Annotated in this window: 12 protein-coding genes; 3 read left to right on the forward strand and 9 right to left on the reverse strand. The window is 70.1% G+C overall.

The annotated features are described in order from the left end of the window. Positions 1-128 precede the first annotated feature (128 nt). Positions 129-614, reverse strand: a complete 486-nt coding sequence (locus AAF430_05915) for a cold shock domain-containing protein (protein ID MEM7409748.1) — start codon at positions 612-614, stop codon at positions 129-131. 215 nt (positions 615-829) lie between these two features. On the opposite strand from AAF430_05915, the gene AAF430_05920 reads away from it, so the two are divergent. Beyond that, positions 830-2,173: a transporter substrate-binding domain-containing protein gene (locus tag AAF430_05920; GenBank protein ID MEM7409749.1), complete on the forward strand. Its 1,344-nt coding sequence runs from the start codon at positions 830-832 to the stop codon at positions 2,171-2,173. Here AAF430_05920 and AAF430_05925 read toward each other — a convergent pair. The 5 genes from AAF430_05925 to AAF430_05945 form a co-directional block, all read right to left on the reverse strand. Next, complete coding sequence (locus AAF430_05925; GenBank protein MEM7409750.1) at positions 2,160-2,675, reverse strand: permease; 516 nt, start codon at positions 2,673-2,675, stop codon at positions 2,160-2,162. The two genes, AAF430_05920 and AAF430_05925, sit on opposite strands and share 14 nt — an antisense overlap. Before the next feature lie 39 nt (positions 2,676-2,714). Beyond that, positions 2,715-3,671, reverse strand: coding sequence for a queuosine salvage family protein (locus AAF430_05930; protein MEM7409751.1), 957 nt, complete (start codon positions 3,669-3,671; stop codon positions 2,715-2,717). Continuing rightward, positions 3,668-4,591, reverse strand: a complete 924-nt coding sequence (locus AAF430_05935) for a diacylglycerol kinase family protein (GenBank protein MEM7409752.1) — start codon at positions 4,589-4,591, stop codon at positions 3,668-3,670. Before AAF430_05935 ends, AAF430_05930 begins: the two co-directional genes overlap by 4 nt. 26 nt (positions 4,592-4,617) lie before the next feature. Continuing rightward, on the reverse strand, positions 4,618-6,882 hold the full coding sequence (locus tag AAF430_05940; GenBank protein MEM7409753.1) for an aconitate hydratase: 2,265 nt from the start codon (positions 6,880-6,882) through the stop codon (positions 4,618-4,620). Between the two features lie 77 nt (positions 6,883-6,959). Continuing rightward, positions 6,960-8,369 (reverse strand): M20/M25/M40 family metallo-hydrolase, encoded by a 1,410-nt coding sequence (locus tag AAF430_05945; GenBank protein MEM7409754.1) that lies wholly within the window; start codon positions 8,367-8,369, stop codon positions 6,960-6,962. A gap of 41 nt (positions 8,370-8,410) precedes the next feature. On the opposite strand from AAF430_05945, the gene AAF430_05950 reads away from it, so the two are divergent. Then, positions 8,411-9,277, forward strand: a complete 867-nt coding sequence (locus AAF430_05950) for an alpha/beta hydrolase (GenBank protein ID MEM7409755.1) — start codon at positions 8,411-8,413, stop codon at positions 9,275-9,277. On the opposite strand, the gene AAF430_05955 is transcribed toward AAF430_05950, so the two are convergent. After that, on the reverse strand, positions 9,267-11,927 hold the full coding sequence (locus tag AAF430_05955) for an MMPL family transporter (protein MEM7409756.1): 2,661 nt from the start codon (positions 11,925-11,927) through the stop codon (positions 9,267-9,269). The two genes, AAF430_05950 and AAF430_05955, sit on opposite strands and share 11 nt — an antisense overlap. Before the next feature lie 214 nt (positions 11,928-12,141). On the opposite strand from AAF430_05955, the gene AAF430_05960 reads away from it, so the two are divergent. Next, a complete protein-coding gene (locus tag AAF430_05960; protein MEM7409757.1) occupies positions 12,142-12,852 on the forward strand; it encodes an ABC transporter substrate-binding protein in 711 nt (236 codons plus the stop codon). A gap of 1 nt (position 12,853) precedes the next feature. On the opposite strand, the gene AAF430_05965 is transcribed toward AAF430_05960, so the two are convergent. Then, positions 12,854-13,867 carry a VacJ family lipoprotein gene (locus AAF430_05965; protein MEM7409758.1) on the reverse strand — a complete coding sequence of 338 codons (1,014 nt, stop codon included), beginning with the start codon at positions 13,865-13,867 and terminating at the stop codon, positions 12,854-12,856. A gap of 187 nt (positions 13,868-14,054) precedes the next feature. Beyond that, entirely contained in the window at positions 14,055-15,134 is a 1,080-nt protein-coding gene (locus AAF430_05970) for a hemolysin family protein (protein ID MEM7409759.1), read from the reverse strand. Between the last annotated feature and the right edge of the window lie 82 nt (positions 15,135-15,216).

The following is a 15,216-nucleotide window of genomic DNA, read 5'->3' on the forward strand; positions in this document are numbered from 1 at the left end:
CGCCGCGTCTGCCGGCCGCCTTCTTCGTTCCCGAAACTCGCTGTAGCGACACTACGGCTTCGCTTCGGCGCCTCCAAGGCAACCGGAACCCGCTCGCGTGGCTCGGCCCAGGGTTCTTCGGCAAGCTGCTAGGAGGCGGCGGCTCCGTCGGCCCCGACCGCCCGCACGTTCTCGGCCCGCGGACCCCGCGGCCCTTCCTGCACGACGTACTCCACGACGTCGCCCTCGGAGAGGGAGTCGTAGTCGTTCGTGCCGAGCCCGGACCGGTGGAAGAAGACTTCCTTCCCGTCGTCACCGCGCACGAAGCCGAAGCCCCGGTCGGGCACGAGCTTCTTCACGCGGCCCCGCACCTTCGGCCCCGAGGGCACGGTGCGCTGCTGGGCGGTGCGGCGCCCACGGCCGCGGCCGCCGCGCGAGCGCGGCGCGCTGTAGCGATCGCCGTCGACGAATTCGGCCCGGAATAGCTCCATCGGGACCATCAGGTCCTGCATGGTCGAGTCGGACTGGGGCGAAAGCAGCACTTCCTCGTCGCTGATGTCGACGACGGTGTAGCGGAGGCCCGTGTTCTTGTGGACCACGAGGGATCCTTCTTCGAGCTCTTCGATCGACAGCATGGCGGCGCCTCCTTTCGAAGGGGATTCGGTCCTGCGGGGGCGGAACCGGGATTCCCGGCCTGGCCGACGGGGGGACTGGGCCCGGGAGGGGACACCGTCGGGGATGCGGGGGTTCCGCAGCGACCTGGCGGAACGCCAGAAACGCAGGAGGAGCCGCAGGTTAGGGGATCGCCCCAGGTGGGTCAATTCGGGCCGCGCTTCGCTAGCGTGCGGGCTTGCGAGCTTCCTTCCCGCGCCGCTGGCCGCCGCTCGCGGCCCTCTCCCTGTTCCTGGCGGCAGCCGTCGGCTCCGTCGCGGAGCCAGGCGATCCGCTACCGGCGGGCGCGGTGCGGGTCGGCACCAGCGGCGACTACCAGCCCTTCAGCGTGGCCGCCGAGGGGGAAGCTCCCCTGCGCGGGTTCGACATCGCCTTGATCGAAGCCTGGGCCGAGGACACCGGCCGCCCGGTGATCTGGGTGCCCTTCCGCTGGCCGAAGCTGATGGCCGCCTTCGAGGACGGGAAGTTCGACATCGTCGCCTCGGGGATCACGATGCGCCCGGAGCGATCGGTCGCGGGGCGCTTCACGGTGCCGGTCGCCGAGACGTCGCCCGTCGTGTTGGCGCGGCCCCCCGAGCGCTTCCGCGGCCTGCCCGATCTCGACCGCCCCCAGATCCGGATCGCCGTGAACGCGGGCGGCCATCTCGAGCGTGTCGCCCGGGCCCGCTTTCCGCGCGCCCACCTGGTCGCCGTCCCGGACAACCACGCGGTGCTGCCCCTGCTCCAGGAGGAGCGCGTGCACGCAGTGGTCACCGACAGCGTCGAGGCAACGCACTGGAAGGCCGCGGTCGGCGTGCCCGTCCGGCAACTCGGACCGCTGTCGGCGGACCGCAAGGCCTGGTGGGTGCATCCGGCCCGCGCCGAACTCGTCCGCGAACTCGACGCCTGGCTGCTCGCACGCGAGGCCGACGGCACGCTCGCGCGCCTCCGGCAGGAGTGGCTCGGCTCGGAAGCCGCCGCGACGGCCGACCCGCTGGGCGCGCTGCTTGGCGCCATCGACGAACGCTTGACGCTGATGCCCCTCGTTGGCGTGGTCAAGCGTCGCGACGGCGTCGCGCTCGAGGTGCCCGAGCGGGAGGTGTACGTCATCGACCGCGCCATCGCCGACTTGGAGGCGGCGGCCGAACGCGAGGAGAAGGAGGCGCCGGCGACGCCGGCCCTGCACGCGTTGTTCCAGGCGCAGATCGACGCGGCGAAGCGCGTGCAGTGGCGCGCGGTGAAGGACGCGGAGTACGTCCCGCCGGCACTCCCCGACCTGGACGCCGCGCTGCGCCCAGCGCTGGTGCGCATCGGTGAGCGGGTAGCCCAGCTCGTGTTGCAGCTTCCGGCCGACCTCCCGCTCGAGACGATTCGTGCGCGCGCACGCAGTGAACTGCGCGCGCCCTACCTCGACGACGAGCTGCGGCTCGCGTTGGCCGATGCCATCGGGGACTGCCTGCCGAAGGATCCGGAGGAGCTCGAGGCGCCCGCCCCGCCGGAGATCCTGCCCGAAGACGCGGTGCTCCCGCCTACGGACGCGTGAGCGCCCGGGCCACCAGACCCGCCACGAAGGGCAGCGCCAGGCAGGTGGCGTAGCGAAGCAGCGCGAAGCGCCAGCCGAGGATCGGCACCTCCCAGGCCAGCAGACGGTGGACGGCGAGCAGCGACCACGCCGCCAGGAACGCGACGACGGGACCGGCCCCGGCGCCACTGCGCAGCATGACCGCCGCGATCGGCATCGACACGAACGGGCCGGCGGGCGTCACCATGCCGGCGCCCATCGCGATGACGAGGCCGCGCGCCCCCGAGTCGGCACCGAGCTGCTCCCTTACCCAGTCGGCGGGAATCAACTGGCTGACCAGGCCGGCGGCGAAGAAGGAAACGGCGATCACCAAGCCGAAGCGCAGCAACAGCTGACCGCCCTCGCCGAGCCCGGACACGAGGAGATCGCGCCCGCCCTGCGCGTAGGCGAGCGCCGCGAGGGCGGCGAGCAGCACCACCATCACGATCAGGGTTCCGTCGATCACGCTCCGCTGTGCCGGCATCGACCGGGCTCTCCCATTGGGTACTCCCCGTGAATCGTCTCAATAGTAGTAGGAGCGTGCTCGATGCCGGGGGTGGGCCTTGATCTCGGGCCGCTGCCCGCGATTCCACAGCGCGGTGTCGAGCTGCTGGGCCGTGAGCGTTACACCGCGCGCACGCAGCTCTGCCACCGCCGACTCGACGACGTCCAGGGCGACCGCGCGGATCTCGACCTCTTCCGGCGAGCCCACCTCGAGCTGCTCCTCGGCGGCAATCCGCGACGCCAGCGCTTCGTCGTAGACGAGCACGCCCGAGCAGCGCAGCACATGGGGCACGAGGTTGTCGGCGAAGATCGTGAGCGCATCGAGGTCGTCGAAGGCGCCGAGCCCCTTCCCCTCGAAGGCCGCCGCGAGGTCCGAGGCCGTGATCTGGGCGCGCTTGTAGAGCGGAACGGCGAAGTCGTCGTAGCTCGCGACGTCCCGGTAGAAGGGCATCTGGGCCAGGTCGGCAGCCAGCGTCGATGCGCGCCCGCCTGCCGCCTCGACCGCCCGACGAAACGATCCGGCGTGGTGCGTCTCGAGCCAGCTCCCCAGATCGTGGAGGGCACGCGCGAAGAGCTCCATCAGGGGCTGCACTTCGGCGACGCCTTCCTGCTCGAAGATCCGGTTGCAGCGCGCGACGTCGAGCGTGCGGAGGTCGGCGGCGCTCCAGGCGCCGGCGGCTTCGAAGTGTTCGTAGAGGCGGGCCGAGAGGCTCAGGTAACCCGACTTCCCCGGGCGCTTCCGCAGATGGGGAAACCAGCCCGAGCCGAAGTTGATCGCGTCCATCGTGATGACGTAGGCGAGGGTCGTGTCCGCGTCGGGGAAGGCGCGGTGCGCGGGATCCTGGCTCGGCGTCGGCGGCGCGACGGCCTCCTCGTCGATCCACCGCGCGAAGGCGTCGGCATCGACGCGCACGTGGCGCGCACGCTCCCGCACACGCGCGCAGGCCGTCCGGATCTCGGCGAAGAAGTCGCTCACCCCTTCGGGCCGATCCAGGCCAGCGCGTCGGGCAGGATCCGCACACGCGCCGGCGCCAGCCCGAGCGGCTCGCCGTCGGCCTCGAGTCGCACCGCGGCGTCGGACTCGATCGCGATCTCGCGTCCCCGCCAGCTCGAGACGATCGGGTCGCTGAGGTGGGTTCCGACGAAGAGCTTGCGCAGCCGAAAGAGCAGCACGGGCAGCGGCAACGGCGCCACGTGCACGAGATCGAACTGGCCGTCGTCGAGGCGCGACTCGGGAGCCATCGGCATGCCGCCGCCGAAGTAGCCGCCGCCCGCGACGACGAGCAGCACCGTCGGACCGTCGAAGACCTTCTCGCCGTCGACCGTCAACGCGATGCGGTCGGCGCGGAACTGGAGCAGCGCGCGCACGGTGCCGAGGGCGAATGCGAGCCGGCCCCCGAGCGCAGCGGCCTGCCGCGCGAGCTCCACGGTCAGCGCACTCACGCCGAAGCTCACCTCGTTGACGAAGTGGGTGACACGTGTCGCTCCGTCGGCATCGGTGTAGGTGAGGTGCCCGGCGTCGAACCGGCGTGCACTTCCCGTGACCAGGGTCTCGATCGCCGCTTCGGGATCCGTGGGCACCCCGAGGCTGCGCGCAAAGTCGCAGCCGGTTCCCAGCGGGAGCACGCCGATCTCGGTGCGTCCACCGAGGTCCGCAGCGAGCAAGCCGCTCGCGACCTCACCGAGCGTGCCGTCGCCGCCGGCCACGACGAGTCGCTCGATGCCCGCCTGCACGGCCTCGCGGGCCAGACGTCCGGCGTCACCCGGGCCTTCGGTCCAGGCGACGTCGAGTGCACCGAGCCGCTCGCGCAGCGGCGCCTCCAGACGACGCCAGCGCCCCGCACCGGATCCCTGCCCGCTCTGCGGGTTCACGATCACCAGCGTGCGGGGCGTCATGCGACTGGGAGCTCGCGAAGTGGCGGCTATTGGCTGCGCAGCAGATTCAGGGCCGAGCCCGCCTGGAACCACTCGATCTGCTCTTCGTTCAGCGTGTGGTCGGCCGCGAACTCGTCTTCGCTGCCGTCGGCGTGGTGCAGCACGACGGTCACGGGCTGGCCCGGGGCCAGGGCCGCGAGACCCTTTACGCTGAGGCGATCGCCTTCCTGCACCTTCTCGTAGTCGGCGGCGTTCGCGAAGGTGAGCGGCAGGACGCCCTGCTTCTTGAGATTCGTCTCGGCGATGCGCGCGAAGCTGCGCACCAGCACGGCGGCGGCCCCGAGCAGGCGCGGCGACATCGCCGCGTGCTCGCGGCTCGACCCTTCGCCGTAGTTCTCGTCGCCCACCGCGATCCAGCGACTGCCCGCGCCACGAATGTGCTTCGCGATCTCCGCGAAGGTCTTGCCGCCATCGCCGGTGAGCGGATTCTTGCCGAGGCCCGCTTCGTCGGTGAAGGCATTGATCGCGCCGGAGAACATGTTGTCGCTGATGTTCTCGAGGTGGCCCCGGAACTTGAGCCACTTCCCAGCTGGCGAGATGTGGTCGGTCGTGCACTTCCCCTTCGCCTTGAGCAGGAGCGGAACGCCCTGGATGTCCTGGCCGTCCCACGCCGCGAACGGCTCGAGGAGCTGGAGGCGTTCGGAGGTCGGGCTCACCGACACGTCCGGTGCACCTCCCGCCGGCGGATCGGCGTAGCCGGCACGGCTCGATACGAAGCCGTCGCGCGGAATCTCGGGGGCAGGAGCCGGCGGCTCGAGGGTGTACTTCGTGCCCTCGTAGTCGATCTCGTCGGTGAGCGGGTTGAACTCGAGGGTGCCCGCCAGGGCGTAGGCCACCACGATCTCTGGGCTCGCGATGAAGGACGACGTGCCGGTGTTGCCGTCGTTGCGCTTCTTGAAGTTGCGGTTGTACGAGTTGATGATCGAGTTCTCTTCGCCCTCGGCGATGTCGTCGCGCTTCCACTGACCGATGCAGGGGCCGCAGGCATTCGCGAGCACGAGTCCGCCGATCTCGTCGAAGTCCTCCATCTGACCGTCACGCTGGATGGTCAGGTGGATCTGTTCAGAGCCGGGCGTCACCCACAGCTTCGTCTTCGCCTTCGCGCCGGCCTCGCGCGCCTGTCGCGCCACGTCCGCGGCGCGTTCGAGATCCTCGTAGGAGGAGTTGGTGCAGCTGCCGATCAGGGCCGAGGTGAGCGCCGGCGGATACCCGTTCGAGCGGACGTCGGCCGCCATCTGGGAAACCGGACGCGCGAGATCCGGCGTGTGGGGCCCGACGATGTGGGGCTCGAGGGTCGAGAGGTCGATCTCGACCACCTCGTCGAAGAAGCGCCCGGGATCGGCTTCGATCTCCGGATCCGCGCGCAGCAGCTCAGCGTGTCGGTTCGCCAGGTCGGCGATCTCCTCGCGACCGGTCGCCTTCAGGTAGGTCGCCATGCGCTCGTCATAGGGGAAGATCGACGTGGTGGCGCCGAGCTCGGCACCCATGTTCGTGATCGTCCCCTTGCCGGTGCAGCTGATCGAAGCGGTGCCCGGCCCGAAGTACTCGATGACCCGGTTGGTGCCGCCCTTCACGGTGAGGATCTCGCATACCTTGAGGATCACATCCTTCGGCGCGGCCCAACCGCTGAGGCTGCCGGTCAGACGCACGCCGACGAGCTTCGGGTAGAGCACCTCCCACGGGAAGCCGGCCATCACGTCGACGGCGTCGGCACCGCCGACGCCACACGCAAACATGCCGAGGCCGCCCGCATTCGGCGTGTGCGAGTCGGTGCCGATCATCATGCCGCCGGGGAAGGCGTACTGCTCGAGCACGACCTGGTGGATGATCCCCGCGCCCGGTCCCCAGAAGCCGATGCCGTAGCGCGCGGAGGCGCCCTTCAGGAAGTCGTAGACCTCCTGGTTCGTCGTCCTCGCCGTCTCCATGTCCTGGGCGGCACCGACGTAGGCTTGGATCAGGTGGTCGCAGTGCACCGTGGAGGGGACGGCAGTCTCGTCCTTGCCGGCGAGCATGAACTGCAAGACCGCCATCTGGGCGGTGGCATCCTGCATCGCCACGCGATCGGGGCGCAGACCGACGTAGCTCTGGCCCGGGTCGAGGTCCTCGCCCTCGGGATCGGCGAGGTGGCCGAGGAAGACCTTCTCGGCGTAGGTCAGCGGGCGGTCCTTGCGGTCGCGCGCCGTCTCGACGTTCTTGGCGAGCGTCCGATAGACGCTTTCGACGAGGGCGGGCGTGGTCTCGATCGACGGCATGGCTGGCTCCTCCGGGGGGCGCGAGGATAGCGGGCCCGGCGGGGCTTGGGGCCCTCAGGCCGGGCCACAACGCCTCGCTAGGTGCCTTTGGCGAGGGCGCTGCGCAGCTCTTGGAGCAGGTGCGCCGAGCTGTGCGCGGCGCGCCGGAAGTCGGCGAGGTCGAGACTCTCGTTCTCGCCGTGGGCGTTGCAGGGCGGGTCTTCCAAGCCGAGCAGCAGTGCGGGCACACCGCCCAACACGTCGACGAAGGGTCCCACGAAGGGAATCGTCCCGCCGCAGCCGATCACCGTGGCGGCGCAGCCGTACCCCCGCTCGAGTGCGCGCTTCGCGGCGTCGAAGGCGGGGCCTTCGGCGCGCGTCTTCCAACCCGGCACCGCCGCCGGCACCTCGGTGATCACGTCGACCCCGACCGGCGGGTCCGCGCACACGAAGTCGGCCACGCAACGCGCCACCCGATCGGCGTCCTGACCGGGAGCGACGCGAACCCCGATCCGCGCCTTCGCCTCGGCCATTAGCTGATTCGCGGCGGTCGCCAGCGGCATGCCCTCGAGTGCGGTGACGGCCAGCGCGGGCCGATGCCACAGCCGCTCGTACACGCTGCGGTCGCCCTCGCCGGCGAAGCGCGAGGCGGCGGTCATACCCGCGTCGCGCCGAAATGCGTCGGCGTCGAAGGGGAGTGCAGCGAGTTCGCGGCGCTCCTCGGCGTCGAGCTCGGGGACGTCGTCGAGTAGGCCAGGCACCTGGATCGCCCCATCTGCGTCGACCAGACGGGCCAGCAGCACGGCCATCGCGGTGGCTGCGTCGGGCACGGGCCCACCCCACATGCCGCTGTGAATGGGATGGTCGAGCGCCCGCACGGTGACGTCGACCTGGACGATGCCGCGCAGACTCGTCGTCAACGACGGCACGCCCGTCGCCAGGTTCGCCGTGTCCGACAAGAGCAGTACGTCGCAATCGAGACGTTCGCGGTGCGCGCGCAGGAACTCGGCCAGGTGTTCCGACCCGATCTCCTCTTCGCCTTCGACGACGAACTTGAGGTTCACGGGCAGGCGGCCTTCGGCTTCGAACCAGGCGCGCAGTGCCGCGACGTGGAGCACGACACCGGCTTTGTCGTCGACGACACCGCGCCCGTAGAGTCGTCCGTCGTCGCGGCGCGTGGGCTCGAAGGGCGGGCTCTGCCAGTGGGGCTCGCGGCCCGGCGGCTGGACGTCGTGGTGGGCGTAGACGAGCGCGGTCGGCGCTTCGGGTCCGGCGTGGAGCCAGTCGCCCACGACGTAGGGGTGGGCATCGCCGAGTCGCAGCACCTCGACGTTCTCGAGACCGGTGCGACGCAAGAGGTCGGCGACGGCGTCGGCACTCTTCTCGACCTCGGCCGGGTCGAAGCCGGCCGCGGAGACGCTGGGGATCCGTGACAGCGCGACGAGTTCGTCGATCGCGGCGTCCATGCCGGCGTCGAGGGCGCGAAGAACGGCTTCCGGTGCGCTCACGGGGCGAACGTAGCACCCGTCGGACGGGGTAAGATGGCGGCATGGAACCCACCGACGTTCGCGTGAAAGGGGCCGGCGGCCTCGAACTGCGTCTCCTCGAGTGGAGCCAAGAGGGCGTCCCGATGCTCTTGCTCCACGGCTTCGGAAACGAAGCCCACATCTGGGACGACTTCGCGCCGCTCGTCGCGCCCTACTACCGGGTCGTCGCCTTGGATCACCGCGGGCACGGCCAGTCGGGCTGGGCGAGCGATGGGATCTACGACCTCGATCACCTCGTCGACGACGTCGAGGCAGTCACGGCGGCGCTCGGGATCGAGCGCATGGTGCTAGTGGCCCATTCCCTGGGCGGACGCGTCGCCACGCTGTTCGCCGGCCGACATCCCGAGCGCGTCGCCGGGCTCGTGATCGTCGACATCGGGCCCGAGGTCGATGCGCGCGGCAGCATGCGGATTCGTCAGGACGTCGAGGACAACATGACGCCCACCTTCGAGAGCGTCGACGAGTACGCGCGCGCTCTCTCGATCTCCTACCCCGCTGCGACACCGACGGCGCTGCGCCGCATGGCCGAGCACGGGGTCCGGCAACGCGACGATGGGCGCTACGAACTCGTGATGGACCCCGCGTGGCGCGGACTCACCGCCGGCCGCGGCAGCGAAGCCGACGCCGAGGCCGCCGAAGCGGTGCTGCAGAAACGACAGTGGGATGCGCTCGGGGCATTGCCGTGTCCGACCCTCGTCGTGCGTGGCGCGGCCTCGGACATCCTCTCGCCGGAGATCGCCGATCGCATGGTCGACGACGTCCTGCAGAACGGGCGGCTCGCCGTCGTGGGCCAGGCGGGCCATTCGGTCATGACCGACAACCCGGACGGGTTCGGAGAAGCCGTCTCCGACTTCGTGCTCAGCGGCTGACCGAAGCGGCATCCGGCAGCCAGCGCCACTGGATCAGCGCCGGCAACACGATCAGGTTGCAAAAGAGCGTCATCGCCACGCCGAGGGTGAGCAGCTGCCCGAGTGTTGCGAGACCCAGGTGGGATGCGAAGCCCATCGTGCCGAAGCTCGCGATCGTCGTCATCGCGCTGTAGCCGACGGCGCGCGCGGTACTCGTGCCCAACAGGTTGCGCACGTCGCCGGAGCTGCGCGCCCGATGCACCAGGTGGATGCCGCTGTCGACGCCGATGCCGAGCAGCAGTGGCAGCACGATCACGTCCGCGAAGTTGAACGGGATGTCGAGGAGCACGGCCGCCGCAACGGTGAGCGCCGATGCCAAGGCGAGCGGCAGCAACACGAGCGCGGTGTCGGTCCAGCGTCTCCAGAGGAAGAGCATCACGAGGGTGACGGCGAGGGTGGCCAGCAACAGCGCTTGCTGTAGCGCGCCGACCACCGTGCGGGCGCTCTCGACCATCTCGTTCGCCGGGCCGGCGGCGCGCGGTTCGACAGCGCGGACCGCGTCGAGGAAGGCGGCCAGCTCGGCCTGCTGAGAGACGTCGCGCCGCGGGAAGATCTGGACGCGGGCGCGCCCATCCGCCGCCTGCATCTGGGCGACCAACTCCTCGGGAAGATCGTCGAGCGCGATCGGACGCGCGCCGAGCGCCGCCTCGAGGAGCCGTAGCTGTTCGGGCAGGGTCCCGAGCAGGCTCTCTTCGAGGCCATCGAGCTGACGGTCCGCTTCCGGCCCCGTCGGCAGCTGAGCGAGATACGTGCCGAGCGCCTCGACGAGCCGGCTCGCGCTGCGTCCGAAGGGCGTGTCCGGTGCGTCGCGCGCGAGCTTTCCGGCCTCGTCGGCCAGGTGAACGAGCGCTTCGCGACGCTCCTCGCTCGTCGCGTCGGGACCCGGCTCGGGATCCAGCGGTTCGAGGAAGAGCGTCAGGTCTTCGATGATCGAAAGCTTCTCGTCCTGTTCGTCCGGTACGAAGTCGCCGAGCGTGACCACCCGCTCGACTTCGGGAAGTGCACGCAGCCGCTCGGCCACGCGTTCCGCGTCCTCCACGTCGTCGGCGACGACGTTCAGACTCCAGGGCGACGTCGCGCTGTCTTCGAGCAGATCGCGGAGCGCCTGGACCGACTCGCTGCCCGGGTCGCGCACGTTCAGCGTGTTGTTGTCGAAGCGCGCCTGGGGCAGCAAGAAGGCCGCCCCCAGAGCGAGCACCAGGGCCAGCCCGCGCACCGCGCGCGGGAAACGCACCGGGATCTCGATCAGCTTGCCGGTCCAGACCGGTGCGGACAGCCCACTGCGTGCGCGGGGCTTCGGCGGCAGGCTCAGCAGCGCCGGCAGCAGCGTGAGCGTGCAGAAGAAGCTCACGAGCATCCCGCCACCCGAGATGATGCCGAGCTCGGCCACCCCGACGAAGGGCGTCGGCGCGAAGGCGAAGAAGCCGATCGCCGTGGTGAAGGCGCAGAGCGCCAGCGAGCTTCCCACGTCGCGCACCGTGGCGTCGAGGGCGCCCTCGTGACTCTCGCCGAAGCCCAGACGCTCGCGGTAGCGAACACAGAAGTGGATCGCGAAGTCGACGCCGAGTCCGATGAAGAGGACGGCGAACGCGACCGAGATCATGTTGAAGCGGCCGACGGTGAGCGTCGTGAGGCCGGCGGTCAGCACGAGCCCGACCATGAGGGTGAGCAGGGTCGACAGCACGAGCCGCAGCGAGCGCAGCCCCGCGGCCAGGATCACGCCGACCAACACGAACGAAGCCAACCCGGCAGCCGCCGCTTGTGCCTGGACGACCTCGAGTTCCTCGAAGGACAGGGCCACGTCGCCCGTGATGCGAACGCGTACGTCGCCCTTCGCCTCGAGACCCAGCGCCTCCACCGACGCTCGCACGCTCGCGATCGCCGCGGCGGCGGGCTGGAGGTCGTTGGTATCCAGCGTCGGCTGCACCAGGATCACGCGCCGGCGCGGGTCCTCCTCGAACTCGCGGGCCGCCACCACCTCGGTCCACGAGAGGGTGTAGGGACGGCCTTCCGCCGATGCCTCGAGCGCTGCGGTGAAGCGGTCGTAGATCGCGCCAAGCTGATCTCCGGTGAAGTCTCCCTCGCGAGTGGCGCGTGCACCGCGCGCCAGGATCGACGCGAATCCGCGCAGCGACCCGTCACGGGACAGCTCGGCCAGATAGGGCTGGGCCTGGGCCAGTTGGTCCGAGAGTTCTTCGAGGGCGTCGGTATCCAGATAGAGGAAGGCCTGGCGCTCGAAGAAGCTGCCGCCCCCCGGCAGGAACACCATCGGGAAGAGCGCGGGCTCCGCGGACAAGTGTTCGGCCAGCGCCTGGGCCGCCACTCCCGCCCGTTCGGGCGTGGTCGCATCGACGACCACGAACATCGGCTCGAACTGGTCGGGGAAGGCGTCGTAGTAGCCGCGCTCGATCTGCTTGAAGGCCAGGTCCTGGGAGAAGAGCGCCTCGGTGGACCCCTCGATGCCCAGTCGCGTCGCTGCGAGGAACAGGGACACGGCGACCAACGCCGCGAAGCCGAGTAGGACCAGCGCAGGTCGGCTGGCCGCACCGGTCACCCAGCGGGCCAGCAGGGTGCCCAGACGGGTCTCGAAGTCGGACGCTTGACCGCTCACGGCCACCTCGTGCCTCGCGCCCTCGACCGGAGTCGCGGGGCTGTCGAATCAACCGCTGGGCTGTGGCGTCGGAGGGCTTAGCAAATTCGCCGTGCCCTCCCCGCCTGCGCGCGCGGGCACGGCCGGTCGGAGCCGCAGCAGCGGTTTCGCTACATTGCGGCGCGCCGCGTACCTCCCTCGGTGCGCGTCTCCGCCTTCGTCACCGAGGTACGCCATGCCCTCATCCGATTCCGGCTCTCGCGGCTCCGGATCTGTCGACTCGCGGAACCGCCCGAGCCTCTTTGCCGCCGGCCTGCTCGCCTTGTTGCTGCTCTGCAGCTGGGGAACCCCCGCGATCGCGGAAGAGCCGCCGCCGGCGAAGCCCGATTCCACGGTGCCCGGCGCCGGGCCCACCGCGAGCATCGACGGCCTGCATGCCGAGTTGCTCGAGGTCATGAAGAACGCGGACCGACTGGGCTACGCGGGTCGCGAAGAAGAGCTGTCCACCGTGATCCCGGCCTACTTCGACGTGGACTTCATGGCGAAGAAGTCGCTGGGGCGGCACTGGAAGAGCGCATCGCCCGAAGCCCGCGAACGCTACCTGGCCGTGTTCTCGCGCTTCATGGTGGCGAACTACGCGGGACGCTTCGACGGCTACTCGGGCCAGTCCTTCCACAGCGTCTCCGAGGAAGACGCCCGCCTGGGAACGAAGATCGTCAAGGCCCGCCTGGCGAACCCGGAAGGCGACGATGTGGCGCTCGACTACCGCCTGCGCGAAGTCGACGGGCACTGGAAGGTGATCGACGTCTATCTCGACGGAACCGTGAGCGAGCTCGCGCTGCGTCGCTCCGAGTTCATGTCGATCGTGAAGCGCGAAGATCTGGACGCCCTGCTCGTCGCGCTGGACGAGAAGATCGCGAACTTCGCGGCCGGCAAGGGCAGCTGAGTCAGCGCAGGGTTTCGGGCGTCGCGCCGAAGCTCATGACGACGTCGACGGGCTCGCCTTCCCCGCGCGCCTCGCGCGCCGCCGCATCGCGGCTCTGCAGGTAGGCGCTGCGCAGCGCCGAGTAGAAGTCGATCGAACCGGCTTCGAGCGCTTCCAGGTCCGCCACCGTGGCTTCGCGCACGACCAGCCCTTCCCCGCCGCCGAGCACGAGCGTCCACCACTGGAAGGGCCCGAGGAGATAGGTCACCGGGTCGACGACGACGTCGACGACCTGGCCGAGACCGTCGCGCACGGTGCTGGGTCCGAAGATCGGCAGCATCAGATAGGGACCACTGGGCGCGCCGTAACGCGCGAGGGTCTGACCGAAGTCGGCGTCCGTGCGCGGGATGCCGGCCGCGGCACCCGGGTCGAGGAACCCGGCACAGCCGGCGGTCGTGTTGAGGACGAAGCGCGCCGCCGTCCCCGCCGCATCGACCGGTTTCACCTGGAGAACCTGGTTCGCCAGCACGACCGGCGTGTCGAGGTTCAGGAAGAAGCGGTGGACCGCGCGACGGCCGGTTCGCGGAATCAACCACTGGTAGCCGCGGGTGATCGGATCGAGGAGCACGTAGTCGACGCCGCGGTTGAAGCGGAAGATGCCGCGGTTGAAACCTTCGAAGGGATCGCGGAGCGCGGCCTCGCTCTCGAACTCACTCTCGAACTCGGCTTCGCCGAAGAGCTCGTCCTCGAAGGGATCTTCTTCTGCGAGGAGTGCCTCTTCCTGGGCCTGGGCGTCCAGCGCGTCGGCGTCCGCGGGCGTGGCCGGCACGGGCGCGCCGGGTGCGGGTGCGAGCGCTGCACCCGAGGCCTCCGGCGCGATCGCCGCCGGGCCGGCACCGACCGGCGGCTCGGGCTGCGGCTCGTCGTGGAGCGCCCCGGCCGGCAACGCCGCAGCAAGCAGCAGGGCGAAGATCGCCGAAAAGCTGCGGGCGAAACCGTGGAGAGCGCACCGGGACGGGCGGCAGGCGACGCGCATCAACCAGAATTCCTCCGAGAGTCCCGCAGGTTGCGTCCGGCCGCGGGGTGACCGGAAACCAAAAGCGCTCGGGGGGACTGTCGACCGAAGGCGAGGGAAAGTGAAGTCGGCAGTCTAGAACCGCGGCCTCGCGAGAGCCAATCCGGACTACCCCTCGGGGCGGGCCGGCGGCCGGGCCGAAAATGCCTCAGTCGCTGCCGGCCGGGGTCGGCTCGTCGTGCTCGTCCTCGATCTCACCCACGATCTCTTCGAGCACGTCTTCGAGGGTGCAGACGCCGAGCACCGGCCCGTCGCCGTCGCGCACGATCGCGAGGTGCCGGCGCCCGCGCCGGTACTGGCGCAGGGCGTCGACCACGGGAAGGTCCGAGCGAATGAAGGTCGCCGGCCGGATCGCGTCCTCGAGGATCACCAACCTCCGGTCGGCGTAGATCGCGAACAGGTCCTTCGTGTGGAGGATGCCCACGATGTCGTCGAGGGTTCCTTCGTAGACGGGGATACGCGTGAATCCCGACTCCTTCACGAGATCGAGCAGCCCCTCGGAAGGGATGTTTCGATCGATCGCGAGCACCTTCTCGCGCGGCACCATCACGTCACTCACGCGGGTTCGGGTCAGCCGGAAGACGTTGCCGAGAATGCGCCCCGCGTAGGGCCGGATCTTCCCCGCGGCGCGCGACTCGGACACCAGCATCGAGAGCTCCTCGGGCGAGTGCACCGAGGTGGCATGACCTGCGGGCTGCACGCCCAATAGACGCACGAGGCCATTGCCCGCGCCGTTCATCAGCCAGAGCACCGGCCGGAAGACACGCGCAAACACCAGCAGGGGCTGGGCGAAGAGGATCGACACGCGGCCCGGGTGCTCGAGCGCGATCGCCTTCGGAGCGAGCTCGCCGACGACCACGTGCAGGAAGGTGATCACCGAGAAGGACAGCACCAGCGCGATCGTGTGGATGGTCGCGGCGCTCTCGATGCCGCCCAGCTCGAGCAGCGGGGTGATCCAACGCGCGAGAGTGGGTTCGCCGACGAACCCGAGGGCGATGCTCGCGAGCGTGATGCCGAGCTGGGTGGCCGCGATCGCCCCATCGAGGTCATCGATGGCCGCGGCGGCCGCGCGCGCACCGCTCCGTCCCTCCTTCACCCAGAGATCGATCTGGGTGTTGCGGACGGCGACCAACGCGAACTCGGTCGCGACGAAATAGGCGTTCATGAGAACCAGGGCGAAGATCGCCAGGAATCCCACGAGGGAAAGACCGATAGCTGGACTCTCCATGCCTCCCCCGTCCACTCGCAGCGCGTCCCGCTCGTTCGGGCCACAGCGCGAAGGACTCTCGGACGCAGTATGTCGGATGGCT

The sequence above is a fragment of the Myxococcota bacterium genome (genome assembly GCA_039030075.1).
GTDB lineage: Bacteria > Myxococcota_A > UBA9160 > UBA9160 > SMWR01 > JAHEJV01.